This is a genomic window from Azospirillum griseum, assembly GCF_003966125.1.
Lineage (GTDB): Bacteria > Pseudomonadota > Alphaproteobacteria > Azospirillales > Azospirillaceae > Azospirillum > Azospirillum griseum.
Genome location: NZ_RXMA01000001.1, coordinates 326,406 through 338,972, shown reverse-complemented (window position 1 = coordinate 338,972; position 12,567 = coordinate 326,406). Strand labels below are relative to the sequence as shown.

The 12,567-nt window shown below is 67.4% G+C and carries 16 protein-coding genes and 1 tRNA gene; 10 read left to right on the top strand and 7 right to left on the bottom strand.

The features are described 5' to 3' along the window. Nucleotides 1-76: 76 nt before the first annotated feature. Nucleotides 77-532, top strand: coding sequence for a DUF1465 family protein (locus EJ903_RS01635; RefSeq protein WP_126611466.1), 456 nt, complete (start codon nt 77-79; stop codon nt 530-532). 105 nt (nt 533-637) lie between these two features. Here EJ903_RS01635 and rpmE read toward each other — a convergent pair whose 3' ends face one another. Then, on the bottom strand, nt 638-862 hold the full coding sequence (rpmE, locus tag EJ903_RS01630; protein ID WP_126611464.1) for a 50S ribosomal protein L31: 225 nt from the start codon (nt 860-862) through the stop codon (nt 638-640). Nucleotides 863-1,116: 254 nt separating this feature from the next. On the opposite strand from rpmE, the gene EJ903_RS01625 reads away from it, so the two are divergent. Together EJ903_RS01625 and EJ903_RS01620 are read left to right on the top strand one after the other, a co-directional pair. Further along, complete coding sequence (locus tag EJ903_RS01625; protein WP_126611462.1) at nt 1,117-2,313, top strand: DUF418 domain-containing protein; 1,197 nt, start codon at nt 1,117-1,119, stop codon at nt 2,311-2,313. A 122-nt stretch (nt 2,314-2,435) separates the two neighbouring features. Next, complete coding sequence (locus EJ903_RS01620; protein WP_246015082.1) at nt 2,436-4,229, top strand: ABC transporter transmembrane domain-containing protein; 1,794 nt, start codon at nt 2,436-2,438, stop codon at nt 4,227-4,229. Between the two features lie 63 nt (nt 4,230-4,292). Here EJ903_RS01620 and EJ903_RS01615 read toward each other — a convergent pair whose 3' ends face one another. Beyond that, complete coding sequence (locus tag EJ903_RS01615) at nt 4,293-5,171, bottom strand: NAD(P)-dependent oxidoreductase (RefSeq protein ID WP_126611460.1); 879 nt, start codon at nt 5,169-5,171, stop codon at nt 4,293-4,295. 276 nt (nt 5,172-5,447) lie between these two features. Between EJ903_RS01615 and EJ903_RS01610 the strand changes: the two genes are divergently transcribed. Then, nucleotides 5,448-5,678 (top strand): SMc00767 family acetate metabolism repressor, encoded by a 231-nt coding sequence (locus EJ903_RS01610; RefSeq protein WP_126611458.1) that lies wholly within the window; start codon nt 5,448-5,450, stop codon nt 5,676-5,678. A gap of 277 nt (nt 5,679-5,955) precedes the next feature. Continuing rightward, nucleotides 5,956-6,156: a hypothetical protein gene (locus EJ903_RS01605; protein WP_126611456.1), complete on the top strand. Its 201-nt coding sequence runs from the start codon at nt 5,956-5,958 to the stop codon at nt 6,154-6,156. Between the two features lie 14 nt (nt 6,157-6,170). On the opposite strand, the gene EJ903_RS01600 is transcribed toward EJ903_RS01605, so the two are convergent. Further along, nucleotides 6,171-6,932 (bottom strand): TorD/DmsD family molecular chaperone, encoded by a 762-nt coding sequence (locus EJ903_RS01600; RefSeq protein WP_126611454.1) that lies wholly within the window; start codon nt 6,930-6,932, stop codon nt 6,171-6,173. Nucleotides 6,933-7,220: 288 nt separating this feature from the next. Between EJ903_RS01600 and EJ903_RS01595 the strand changes: the two genes are divergently transcribed. Continuing rightward, the gene (locus EJ903_RS01595) at nt 7,221-7,610 is read left to right on the top strand and encodes a carboxymuconolactone decarboxylase family protein (protein ID WP_126611452.1); all 390 of its coding nucleotides are present in this window, start codon (nt 7,221-7,223) and stop codon (nt 7,608-7,610) included. Nucleotide 7,611: 1 nt separating this feature from the next. On the opposite strand, the gene EJ903_RS01590 is transcribed toward EJ903_RS01595, so the two are convergent. Both EJ903_RS01590 and EJ903_RS01585 read right to left on the bottom strand, forming a co-directional pair. Next, complete coding sequence (locus EJ903_RS01590) at nt 7,612-7,875, bottom strand: hypothetical protein (RefSeq protein WP_126611451.1); 264 nt, start codon at nt 7,873-7,875, stop codon at nt 7,612-7,614. Between the two features lie 142 nt (nt 7,876-8,017). Next, nucleotides 8,018-8,710 carry an XRE family transcriptional regulator gene (locus tag EJ903_RS01585; RefSeq protein WP_126611449.1) on the bottom strand — a complete coding sequence of 231 codons (693 nt, stop codon included), beginning with the start codon at nt 8,708-8,710 and terminating at the stop codon, nt 8,018-8,020. A gap of 92 nt (nt 8,711-8,802) precedes the next feature. On the opposite strand from EJ903_RS01585, the gene EJ903_RS01580 reads away from it, so the two are divergent. Continuing rightward, the gene (locus tag EJ903_RS01580) at nt 8,803-9,060 is read left to right on the top strand and encodes an XRE family transcriptional regulator (protein ID WP_246015080.1); all 258 of its coding nucleotides are present in this window, start codon (nt 8,803-8,805) and stop codon (nt 9,058-9,060) included. A 245-nt stretch (nt 9,061-9,305) separates the two neighbouring features. Here the strand turns inward: EJ903_RS01580 and EJ903_RS01575 are convergent. Both EJ903_RS01575 and EJ903_RS01570 read right to left on the bottom strand, forming a co-directional pair. After that, a tRNA-Pro gene (locus tag EJ903_RS01575) sits at nt 9,306-9,382 on the bottom strand. A gap of 106 nt (nt 9,383-9,488) precedes the next feature. Then, the gene (locus tag EJ903_RS01570) at nt 9,489-10,505 is read right to left on the bottom strand and encodes a polyprenyl synthetase family protein (protein ID WP_126611447.1); all 1,017 of its coding nucleotides are present in this window, start codon (nt 10,503-10,505) and stop codon (nt 9,489-9,491) included. 101 nt (nt 10,506-10,606) lie between these two features. On the opposite strand from EJ903_RS01570, the gene EJ903_RS01565 reads away from it, so the two are divergent. Genes EJ903_RS01565 through EJ903_RS01555 form a run of 3 tightly spaced genes read left to right on the top strand, consistent with a single transcriptional unit; the run spans nt 10,607 to nt 12,534 of the window. Then, entirely contained in the window at nt 10,607-10,813 is a 207-nt protein-coding gene (locus EJ903_RS01565; protein ID WP_126611446.1) for a putative signal transducing protein, read from the top strand. A 50-nt stretch (nt 10,814-10,863) separates the two neighbouring features. Next, nucleotides 10,864-11,592: a tRNA1(Val) (adenine(37)-N6)-methyltransferase gene (locus tag EJ903_RS01560; protein ID WP_246015078.1), complete on the top strand. Its 729-nt coding sequence runs from the start codon at nt 10,864-10,866 to the stop codon at nt 11,590-11,592. Between the two features lie 51 nt (nt 11,593-11,643). Next, nucleotides 11,644-12,534 (top strand): S49 family peptidase, encoded by an 891-nt coding sequence (locus EJ903_RS01555; protein WP_126611444.1) that lies wholly within the window; start codon nt 11,644-11,646, stop codon nt 12,532-12,534. Nucleotides 12,535-12,567 lie beyond the last annotated feature (33 nt).

The following is a 12,567-nucleotide window of genomic DNA, read 5'->3' as shown; positions in this document are numbered from 1 at the left end:
GATCGAGTCACGGATTGTTAATCAGTTGGGCAGACCCTGAACCTTGCGCCTAAGGTTGCAAAAAGGGGACAGTGCCATGGTTTCGCACAGCTTCTTTTTCAATGGTCCCTACGACGACACCATGGCTCTGCTGGTCGAGGCGCGGAATTACGTCGCCTACCACGACGCATCGGAACATCGGAAACTGTCCCCCCAGGTTCGCTTGCAAATCTCCTATGAATCCATGCGCGTCACCAGCCGTCTGACCCAGGTGATGGCGTGGCTGTTGGCGCAAAAGGCGGTTCATGCCGGGGAAATCAGCAAGGCGAAGGGGGTCAGCGATGATTTCGCGCTCTCGGGTGGCGAGGTCTGCACCGACGCCAGCGGTCCGGAGAATGAGGAGCTTCCCGCCGGACTGCGCAGTCTGCTCGAACGCAGTCATCGGTTGTATCAGCGGGTCGAGCGGCTGGAGCGGATGGTGCGTGACGAGGTCGAACGGTCTGGTGCGATCGACGACGATGACAATGCGATGAACAGCGCAACCTGTGGCTGATTGGTCGGTCGACGCACCGGCAGGCGTCACCGATTGAAAGGGCAGCAAAACGAAAAGGGCACCCGCAAGCGTCGGGTGCCCTTTTCGTGTGTCCAGCGAAGGCGCTTACTTCTTGAGACCGAAGCCCGCGAAGCGCTTGTTGAACTTGGCGATCTGCCCGCCGGTGTCCAACAGCTTCTGCACGCCGGTCCACGCCGGGTGCGACTTCGGATCGATGTCGAGGCGGATGGTGTCACCCGCCTTGCCCATGGTGGAACGGGTCTTGAACGAGGTGCCGTCGGTCATGACGACGTTGATCTCGTGGTAATCGGGGTGAATGTCAGTCTTCATGGCCGAGGTTCCTGCTAAACGAGCGCGGTCTATACCAAACCCCCCCCGCCGATGCAACCCCGATCCATGCCCGTTCGTGGGATTCAGGTCTGGCCGCCTTGTCGGGTGTGGGCGGCTTGCGCGGTGTCCGTTGCAGGGCTACTGAAACATCGGTCCGCTGGTCTGTCCGTTGGGATGACGCCATGGCCGCGCAGGCGCGGTCTGGACCAGCGGGCGACCGTGGCGCAGCGATCATGGCACCGGGGGGGACGGCAATGACCAAAGCGGACCGCATCGCCGATGTGGACGCGCTGCGCGGGGCGGCGCTGTTTGGGATTCTGGTGGTGAATGTCTGCGCCTTCGCCTCCGCCTTCTATGGGGCCGGGGTGCGCGACCCGCAGTTCAACGGCGCGATGGATCACACGGTGCGCGCGCTGATCGCCGTGCTGTTTGAAATGAAGTTCTACCTCCTGTTCTCTTTTCTCTTCGGCTACAGCGTCACGCTTCAGATGGCGGCGGCGGAGCGGGCGGGGGAGGCGCTGACCGGGCGGATGCTGCGGCGGCAAACCGGGTTGCTGGCCCTGGGGCTGGCGCATGGCGCGTTGCTGTTCTACGGCGACATTCTGACGATCTACGCCATCCTTGGGCTGATCCTGCTGGCGCTGCGCCATCGCTCCGACTCGGCGGCCCTGCGGTTGGCCGCGCTGCTGATCCTGGTGAGCGCGGCGCTGTGGATCGGTCTTGGCCTGCTGCAATGGGCCAGCGGCGAGCGGATGAACCGCGCGGTGGTGACGGCCCAGGCGGTGGCGGCGCAGGCGGCCTATCGCGGCGATCCGTGGCGGGTGATCGCGCAACGGGTGGCGGAGCTGCCCTCGGTTTGGGGGATGCTGCTGATGATTCAGGCCCCGTGCGCGCTGGCGATGTTCCTGGTTGGCTTTGTCGCCGGGCGGCGGGATCTGCTGCGCCATGTCACCGCGCACCGCGTGCTGTTCCGCCGTTTGCTGGGGCTGGGCTTGGCAATCGGCGGGCCGGGCGCGCTGCTCTACGCGTGGCTCAGCCAGGGATTCATCGGGACGGGTTGGGACGTGGTCGGGTTGGGGGTGTGCGTGCTGACCGCGCCGCTGCTCAGTGCGGCCTATGGATCGGCCTTCCTGCTGGGGATCCAGACCCGCGCCGGGCGGGTGGTCGCGGGGTGGTTGGCCCCGGCGGGGCGGATGGCCCTGACCAACTATCTGACGCAATCGCTGGTGTGCGCGTTTCTGTTCACCGGCTATGGCGCGGGCCTGATCGGCCGGGTGGCTCCGCTGACCACCATCGGGCTGGCGGCGCTGCTGTTCGCGCTTCAATTGCCGGTCAGCCGCTGGTGGCTGGCGCGTTTCGCCTATGGCCCGGTGGAATGGGCGTTGCGGGCGCTGACCATCGCCCGCTGGCCGCGCTGGCGACGGCGGGCCGAGGAGGGTGTCGCCGCGTGACGATGGGGCTGGAGGATGATGGGGCTGGGGGATGATGGGCTGCGCCTTGTTGGCGTGGGGTGGGGTTGCTATATGGCACCCCATCCGCGCCGATCCGGTGCGCTGCCTTGCGGGTTCCCCTCGTGTCCCATCTGTCCGATTCCGTTGACCTCAAGGCCGCCGAGCGCCGGCGCGATCTGGGGCCGTTGCGCCGTTTGATTCCCTTTTTGAAACCCTACCGCTGGCGGATCGCCGGGGCGCTGGTGGCGCTGGTGGTGGCGGCCGGGACCGTGCTGGGCATGGGGCAGGGGATGCGGCTGCTGGTCGATCATGGCTTTGCGGCGGGCAACGCCGGGCTGCTCGACCGCGCGTTGCTGGTGATGCTGGGCGTCATCGCGCTGATGGCGGCCTCCACCTACAGCCGCTTCTATCTGGTGAGCTGGATCGGGGAACGGGTGGTGGCCGACATCCGCCGCGCGGTGTTCGACCATGTGCTGACGCTGTCGCCGGGCTTTTTCGAAACCACCAAGACCGGCGAAATCCTGTCACGCCTGACCACCGACACCACGCTGTTGCAGGTGGTCGTCGGGTCTTCGGCGTCCATCGCGCTGCGCAACACGCTGCTGTTCCTGGGCGGGGCGGGCATGCTGCTGATCACCTCGCCCAAGCTGACCGGGCTGGTGGCGCTGGTGGTTCCGCTGGTCGTCGCCCCCATCGTGCTGTTCGGGCGGCGGGTGCGCAAACTGTCGAAGGACAGCCAGGACCGCATCGCCGACGTCGGATCCTTTGTCGAGGAAACCTTGGCGGCGATCCGCACCGTCCAGGCCTACACCCACGAGACCATCGACCGCCAGCGCTTCGCCGACCGGGCGGAGGGCGCGTTCGGCGTGGCCATCGACCGGGTGCGGGTGCGCGCCATCATGACGGTGATCGTCATCGTGCTGGTGTTCGGCGCGGTCGGCATCATCCTGTGGATCGGTGGTCATGATGTTTTGGCCGGGCGGTTGACGCCGGGCGATCTGTCGGCCTTCGTCATCTATTCGGTGGTGGTGGCCGGGTCGGTCGGGGCGATCAGCGAGGTGATCGGCGACCTGCAACGCGCCGCCGGGGCGACCGAGCGGCTGTTCGGCCTGTTGGCCATCGACTCGGAGATCGCGCCCCCCGCCACGCCGCAACCGCTGCCCACACCGGCGCGCGGGGCGCTGCGTTTCGATTCGGTGCGCTTCCATTACCCGTCCCGTCCCGATTGGGCGGCGCTGGAAGGGCTGTCGCTGGACATCCAACCGGGGGAGCGGGTGGCGCTGGTCGGCCCGTCCGGGGCGGGCAAATCCACCGTGTTCCAACTGCTGCTGCGCTATTACGACCCGCAAGCCGGATCGGTGCGGCTGGACGGTGTGGACATCCGCGACGCCGACCCGGTGGAGGTGCGCCGCCGCATGGGGCTGGTGGCGCAGGATCCGGTGATCTTTTCCGCCAACGCCTGGGAAAACATCCGCTACGGCCGCCCCGACGCCAGCGACGCGGAGGTGCGCGCGGCGGCCGAGGCGGCGCACGCGCTGGAGTTCCTCGACGCGCTGCCCGAGGGGCTGGACACCTTCCTGGGCGAAAAGGGCGTGCGGCTGTCGGGCGGTCAGCGCCAGCGGCTGGCGATCGCCCGCGCCATCCTGCGCGACCCGCCGGTGCTGCTGTTGGACGAGGCGACCAGCGCGCTCGACGCCGAAAGCGAAAAGATGGTGCAGGACGCGCTCGACCGGCTGATGCGCGGGCGCACCACCCTGATCGTTGCCCACCGTCTGGCCACGGTGCTGACCGCCGACCGCATCCTGGTGATGGAACAGGGGCGCGTGGTTGAAACCGGGACCCACGCCGAACTCGTGGCGCAGAGCGGTTTGTACGCCCGCTTGGCCGCGCTGCAATTCGACCGGGCGGAGGGGTGATCCCCGCCGCCCGGTGATGTTGCCGGGCGGTGTGCCTGATGGTGTGCCCGGTGGTGCCGCGCCTCAGCGGGTCAGGCGCTTCATCAGGCTGGAGGTGTCCAGGCGGTTGCCGCCCATCGCCTGGACATCGGCGTAGAACTGATCGACCAGCGCCGTGACCGGCACCTTGGCCCCGTTGCGCCGCGCCTCGTCCAGCACGATGCCCAGATCCTTGCGCATCCAATCGACGGCGAAACCGAAATCGAATTTGCCGTCGAGCATGGTGTGGCCCCGGTTTTCCATCTGCCAGGACTGGGCGGCCCCCTTGGAAATCACGTCCACCACCTTGTGACCGTCCAACCCGGCCTGTTGGGCGAAGCTCAACCCTTCGGCCAGGGCCTGGACCAGACCGGCGATGCAGATTTGGTTGACCATCTTGGTCAATTGCCCGGCCCCCGACGGCCCCATATGCACGACCGACCGGCCAAAGCAGGCCATCAGCGCTTGCGTGCGGGCAAAGGCGTCGGCGTCGCCGCCGACCATCACCGTCAGGATGCCCTTTTCCGCCCCGGCCTGACCGCCCGACACCGGCGCGTCGAGGAAGAACAGGGCCCGGCCCCGCGCCAGCGCGTCCATCTCGCGCGACACGCTGGCCGACACGGTGGAGTGATCGACGATGACCCCACCGGGGGCCAGGCTCTCCATCGCCTCCCCGGCCACCGCGCGCACGTCGTCGTCACCGCCGACGCACAGGAACACCACCTCGGCCCCGGCGGCGGCCTCCTTCGGGCTGGCGGCGCGGCCACCGCCATGGGCGGCGACCCAGGCCTCGGCCTTGGCGGCGGTGCGGTTGTAGACGGTGACGTCGTGCCCGGCCTTGGCGAGATGACCGGCCATCGGGCCGCCCATCGTGCCCAACCCAAGGAAAGCGACCTTGCGCGGGGCGCTGCTGCTGTCGGTCATGATGCTGTGCTCTGTTGTTGTGGTTGTGGGGGATCGCGATGGTCCGTTTGGTCCACGACCCTAAAGCCGACGGGTGGTGGTGGCAAAGCCCCAACTGCGGCAGCGCAGGGATGCATCAAAGGTCGCAACGGATTGCTGCGACGCAATGTTTGTGCTGACCGCGCGATGTGCTAAATCTTGGCGACCAGCCGCCGCCAGGGCGGCCCCGCGCCGCCGGTTCGTCCGGTCGGGCCGCGTGGCCGACCCGGCGACCAAGACCAGGGGAAGGAACACCGCATGAGCAAGTCGGGTTTTCAAGCCGCGCCGCCGGACGAGGGTTCGGCCTTCACGGCGGAGCAGGAAAGCGCCATCCGCATCGTCGCCAACAACCTGCACCGCCTGAACGAGTCGGTGGTCAAGGCGGTTGAGGCGGGCGTGACGGTGGAGCTGATGCGCACCGCCCGTTACCACAACGAAACCGGCAACTGGGGCGACCAGCTCACCCCGGTGATCCGCCCGGCCAAGTGACGCGGCTGGATCTGTGATCCGACGGGATGGGACTCGGTTGTGATCGGGTCCGTGAAAAGGCCCTCACCCGCAAAGGTGAGGGCCTTTTTGTGGCCGCTTGGTGCGCGTGGCGTGCGTCGTCATCAAAGGCCGTGCTTTGGGGCCGTGCCTTGGGGCCGTGCTTTGGCGGGGATGACATTTTTTTCAGCGGACGCTGGGCCGGGACGTGGGGTGGGCCATGTTGTTGCGGGTCTCAACCATCTCCGCCCCCTGCCGGTGCCCCTGCGAGGTGTCCGCCATGCCGAAGCCTTCAACTCCAGAAGACCAAAAGCCCGTTCAGTCTTCCTCATTCCCGCCGACCGAAGCCGAACTGCGCGCGATGTGGAGTTTGCACAGGCTGCAAGCCCCCACTTTTGATGATCTGACGGCGGGTCTCTGCCTGGGTCTGGTGTGGTGCATGGCGCTGTGGGCACCGATGTTCCTTGCGGTGTTGCTGTAACACCGCCCGAGCGTTCAGGCGTCGCCGCCGCAGGTGCGTGGCACGCGCCCCTCGGTCCATCGGCGGCGTCGGGTGTCGGTGGTCCCATCCTCGGTCGGGCGCGCCGGTCCGCCGGACGCCGCCAACAGATCCCGCAGGTGATCCAGATGGGCGTTCGTCAGGATCGCCACCCCGGCGTAAAAGGGTTCGCGGCACCGGGTGGCGACCCGGCTGCAAAAGGCGGGGACCCAACGCAGCAGATGCTCGTCCATCGCGGCGGTGGCGCAGAGGATATCGCCCCGCTCGAGCAGGATGGCCAGCTGCAGCAACCCGGACACCAGATGATCGGCGGGCGGCAGCGACTCGGCATTTGTCACCGCCCGGTCGCTGTGGCGTGTGTCGTGAACCGGTCCGGATGGCGGGTGGCCATCCTCGCCCAGCCACGCCGTTTCCGTTGGATCGGTGCGGTAGAGACCGCTGTGATAGATGGCGGTGTGTTCGGCCCACAGGGCGGCCAACGACTCCTCCGTCACCGGAGCGGGCAGGTCGCTGACCACCTCATCGATCAGAGCCATGGCCTGGTGGGCGTCGTCGCGGTCCAGATGCAAAGCGAAGGTGGCGTGAAGCGGGGCCGCGTGCAGCCCGGTCATGAAGGCCACGCTGGGAGCGTCGGCGTGAAACTGCGCGATGCGGCGCAGCCCCGAGGCCGCCCGGACCAGGAGCGATGCCGCCTGGGAATCCAACGTGTCAGCGTCGGGCAGCCGCTCCATGGGCCGCTCCATAACCGATCCGTTCACGCTCCACCTCCCGACCCGCACCGGGGTCGAACCGACGGCGGGCTGCATGAGAACGTCGCGCGCCTGACCGGCGCGTTCTTGTCGGTTGGTCGCGCCGCTGATGGTGGGGCAGGCGACCGGATTTTGGTTCTTGTACTACCAGCAGAAGGATGGCCGGGTCAACGCGGGCAAGGCTTCCACAGAGCGAAAAAACGCGGATGGGTGGGGCGTGGAAATTGCTATCTCTGACAAGTCAGGCCACCTTTGGTTCGCCCGCTTTGCCTGTTCCACGCCCAAACGGAGACTGCGATGCCTCTGCCCCCCATTGATCACGCTGACGCCACGCCGGACGTGCGGGCCGTCTACGACGACATCATGGCGACGCGCAACGTGCCGGATGTGAACAATTTCTGGAAAATGCTGGCCCATCACCCGGCAACCCTCGCGCGGACCTGGGACAGTCTGAAGGAGGTGATGGCACCCGGTGCGCTTGATCCACTGGTGAAGGAGATGATTTTCGTCGCGGTCAGCGTCACCAACGGATGCCAGTACTGCATCCGCTCGCACGAGGCGGCGGCGCGCAAGGCTGGCATGACCGACGCCCAGTTCGGCGAACTGCTGGCGGTGGTCGGCATGGCCAACGAAACCAACCGTCTAGTGCATGGGTATCAGGTGGAGTTGGACGAGCGGTTGAAGTGATCTACGCCCGACCGTCTGCGGGCGGTGACAGGCGGCGCTGCGGCATACCGTTGATCAGGTCGCTGCGGACGGTGTAGTGGGCTTTGCTGCGGGTGTCGCCCATGTCCTCGCTGGCGATCCGTTCGATCCGCACCTCCACCTCCCATCCCAGCCGGTTCCAGGAACTGCGGATGCGCTGCGCCAGTTCGCGGGCACCCTGTTCGGAAAAGCTGTCGAGGCGGCCGGGGCAGGGGCCGGGGAAGAAACGCGGGGGTTGGTGGCGCATGGAACACTCCTGTCTCGCGCGGTCCCGGCGGTCCGTCCGGGGCGGGGCGGGGCGGTTGGCCCGGCCTGCGATCAGGAATAATCCATTTTGGATTATTCAATCCAACGAATCTCCATACCGTTTTGGTGTGACACGGCGCCACTTACGGTTCCTGAAGGCCGACCACGCTGTGCAGTGTGTCCAAATCCTCGTTCAGTACGGTGAATTCCCGGTCTTCGGGGTGGTATTCGCGCAGCACCACGCCATCAGGCGCGCGGCGAACGAACTCCTTCACCAGAACCGCGCGGTTGCGCTTGACCACCACCACCCCGGACCCGGCGGCGGGCGGTTTGTGCGGGTTGATGTGCAGAAGCTGGGCGGGACGGAAGCGCGGCATCATCGATTCGCCCACCACATACATGGCGTAGGGCGCGCGGGCGTTTTTCAGATAGTCAGGCTTGGCCACCCAATCGATCGGCCCGTCTTCCAGAAACATCTCCTGATCCACCCCGCCGCGCGCGGCGGCGCGCACCGGCATCGGTTCCGGTGTGTTGGTCTGATGGCTAGTGAGCGTTGGCGCCGTGGACGACCGCAGCAAGGGCGGTGGTCCGACGCGGCGCGTGGGGAGGCTGGGTTGGGTGGCAGGGCGCGCATCGGCACCGGTGGGCCTGTCCAGCCCCAGCAAGGCCGTTGGTTCCACGCCCAGGGGCGGGGCCAGCTTCACCGCCCAATCGACGGTCAACTTGCGCTGGCCGGTTTCCAGCTTGTTGATCTGCGGCTGCGAGGTTCCCGCGAGTTCGGCCAGCTTTTCCTGGCTCAACCCGGCGGCCTGCCGCAATGCGCGGAGTGTGGACATGACGCCTTCATACCAGAATGGTTTGAAAAGTCCATCCTGGCGTGATTGGGTGGCTTGTGGGAAAAAGTCCGTTTGGTGTAAACCATTGCGGTATGACGCTCGACGATTGGCTGATCCGCACCGCCACCAAGGAAGACTCCTTCGCCGCCAGCATTGGCACCAGCCAGGCGGCGGTCAACCGCTACCGCCATGGCCTCCGGGTTCCGCGTCCGGCGGTGATGGTTCGCATCGCGGCGGCCACCGGCGGGGCGGTGACGGCCAACGATTTCCACGCGGTGCCGTCGTTGGCGGAGGGGAGGGCGTCGCCATGCCTGTTTCCCGGCTCTCTCCGCCCGTCTGATGATGTCTGAGACGTTTGGCCGGGTGTGCGGTCGAGGATGCCCTCGGCGTGTTCCCAGCCCCCCAGAAAGCGCCTCTGCGCGGTTGCTGCGTGGCCTGTGCAATCAAGCCGGTTTCGAAACGTTCTCTGTGGCATGAAACTGATTGCGAAGCCGGGATGATTGCGTTCGCGGCACAGCCCTGTCGGCTCAAACGGTTGATCCGTGACCGCGAAACGCAAAAGACCCTTCAGATCGCTCTGAAGGGTCTTTTGTGATGGTCGGAGTGAGAGGATTCGAACCTCCGGCCCCTGCCTCCCGAAAGCAGTGCTCTACCAGGCTGAGCTACACTCCGGTTTGACCAGCGGTCGGTGACGTCCGCCGGTGGGAGGGGTGTATAGACGGGTTGGACGCGGTGCGCAACGCAAAAAAGCACGATGCGGTGAAAAAAATGTCAGGCCTCAAAAATCCCGGTCGATCACGAAATCAATGACTTCCAGCATGGCGGTCTTGATCGGGCCGTCGGCGAAGACGGCCAGATTGCCGCGCGCCAGCGCGCCGTAATGGCGGGCGCGGGCCACCGTGTCGGTCAGGGCGTCGTGCTTGGCCATCAGCGCCTGGGCGTGGGCCAGATCGCCATCGGCCTGCTCCAGTTCCTCCATGGTGCGGTGCCAGAAGGCGCGTTCGGTCGCGTCGCCCCGGCTGATCGACAGCACCACCGGCAGGGTCAGCTTGCCTTCGCGGAAATCGTCGCCGACCGTCTTGCCCAAGGTCGCCTGAAGCGCGGAGTAGTCCAGCACATCGTCCACCAGCTGGAAGGCGATGCCCAGATTCATGCCGTAATCGTAGAGCGCCTGCGCCTCCGCCTCCGGTCGGTTGGCGACAACGGCCCCGACGCGGCAAGCGGCGGCGAACAGCTCCGCCGTCTTGCCCTTGATGACCTCCAGATACGCCTCTTCGGTCGTCTCGGTGTCGTTGGTGGTGCGCAGTTGCAGCACCTCGCCCTCGGCGATCACGGCCGACGCGCGCGACAGGATTTGCAGCACGTCGAGCGAACCGACCTGCACCATCATCTCGAACGAGCGCGAGAACAGGAAATCGCCGACCAGCACGCTGGCCTTGTTGCCGAACACGGCGTTGGCCGAGGCCAGACCGCGCCGCAGATCGCTTTCGTCGACGACGTCGTCGTGCAGCAGGGTGGCGCTGTGGATGAACTCCACCACCGCCGCCAACAGCCGGTGCTTGTCGCCCTGATAGCCGCACAGATTGGCGGCGGCCAGCGTCAGCACCGGGCGCAGGCGTTTGCCCCCCGCCGCGATCAGATAACCGGCAAGCTGGGGAATCAGCTCCACCGACGACTGCATGTTCTGGATGATGATCTCGTTGACGGCGCTCAGGTCTTCGGCCACCAGAGCGGTGAGGTCATCGAGCGGGGTGGACGTGCGCCGTTTCGGCTCGAGATTGGTCACGACCGCCAAGGTCGACTCCACAGGTGATTGACGCCAGGAATTGCGGTAGGGAGCATAACGGCCTTGCCTTCATGGTCAAGCCCGCAAGGGCGCTGCGAACCCGTGGACCGATGACAGAATTGCTGCGAACCAACGATCCCGTGCGCCTGTCCTGGCTGATCGCCCTTCTGGCCGACGCCGGGATCGAGGCGGTGGTGCTCGACGCGCACACCAGTGTGCTCGAAGGCTCCATCGGTGCCATTCCCCGCCGCGTGATGGTGGACGCGGAGGACGCGGCCCAGGCGTTGCGCGTCCTGCGCGAAGCGGGTGAGGCGTGAGCGGCGACGCACCGACCCCGGAGTCGGCGGCGACACCCACGGATTTCCTGTTGCCCACCGACTTTCTGTTGAACGGCCGGGTGCGGCTGGTGCAGCCCGCTGGGGGCTATCGCGCGGCCATCGACCCGGTGTTCCTCGCCGCCATCACCGCCGCCGCGCCGGGCGAGCGGGTGTTGGACGTCGGCACCGGCACCGGGGCTGCGGCGTTGTGTCTCGCCGCCCGCGCGCCGGACGCCACGCTGGTCGGGCTGGAACAGCGCGCCGACGCCGTTGCCTTCGCCCGCCGCAACGCCGCGCTGAACGGGATGGACGGGCGCGTGGCGGTCCTTCACGGCGATCTGCTGGATCCGCCGCCCGATCTGCGCCCCGGCTCCTTCGACCGGGTGATGATGAACCCGCCCTATCTGCGCGCCGGTCGGGCCAGCCCGCCGCCCGACCCCTGGAAGGCGGCGGCGAATGTGGAGGGCGCGGCGGTGCTGGCCGATTGGTTGCGCTTCGCCCACGCCATGCTGACCCCGCGCGGGGTGGTGACGCTTGTTCACCGCGCCGACCGGCTGGACGACATCCTGGACGCCCTGCGCGGGCGCTTCGGCGCTGTGGTCATCGTGCCGCTGTGGCCCAAGGCCGGGCAGGAGGCCAAACGCGTGCTGGTCAGCGCCCGCAAGGGCGTGAACACGCCGTTGCGGTTGACGGCGGGGCTGGTGGTGCACCGGGAGGATGGCTCCTACAGCGCCGAGGCCGACCGGATTTTGCGGGACGCGGGCGCGTTGACGCCGTGACAGGCTGCGAGAGGCTTTGACAGGCGGGTCGCCACACCCCACATGTGCGCCATGAGCGTGAATTCCCTTCTGAAGAAGCTGCCCTTCGGCCCCTGGCGCAACGCCGGGCCGCTGGTGTCCGTCGTCCGGCTGTCCGGGATCATCGGGGCGGGGGGCGCGCTGCGCCCCGGCCTGACGCTGGCCGCGCTGGCGCCGATCCTGGAGCGCGCCTTCGCGCCGAAGGAGCAGGCGGCGGTGGCGCTGATCGTCAACTCCCCCGGCGGGTCGCCGGTGCAGTCGGCCTTGATCGCCAAGCGCATCCGCGCGCTGGCGGAGGAAAAAAAGATCCCCGTCCTGGCCTTTTGCGAGGACGCGGCGGCGTCGGGCGGCTATTGGCTGGCCTGTGCCGCCGACGAGATTTGGGCCGATGAGGCGTCGGTCGTCGGCTCCATCGGCGTGGTGTCCTCCGGCTTCGGCCTGCACGAGCTGATCGCCCGCCACGGCATTGAGCGGCGGCTCTACACCGCCGGGGAAAACAAGGTGCTGCTCGACCCCTTCTCGCCGGAGCGGGCGGACGGGGTGGAGCGGTTGAAAAGCCTGCAAGCCGACGTGCACGACGCGTTCAAGGCGCTGGTCCGCGAACGGCGCGGGTCGCGGCTGGTGGGCGACGAGGCCGAACTCTTCTCCGGGGCCTTCTGGGCCGGGCGCAAGGCCAAGGAATTGGGCCTGATCGACGGGCTGGGCGACCTGCGCGGCGTGCTGCGCGGCCGCTACGGCGACAAGGTGCGCCTGCGGGTGGTGGAGGCGGAGCGCGGGTGGTTCCGGGGCAAGCTGGGCTTCGGCACTGCCTTGCCCGGCACGAACGCGGGAACGAACGCGGGCACGGCGCTGGCCGACGCCTTGCCCGCCGCCGCCGTCGCGGCGGTGGAGGAGCGGTTGATGTGGTCACGGCTGGGCCTGTGACCGGCTTTTTCGCTGCCGCCGTCCCCTCCCTTC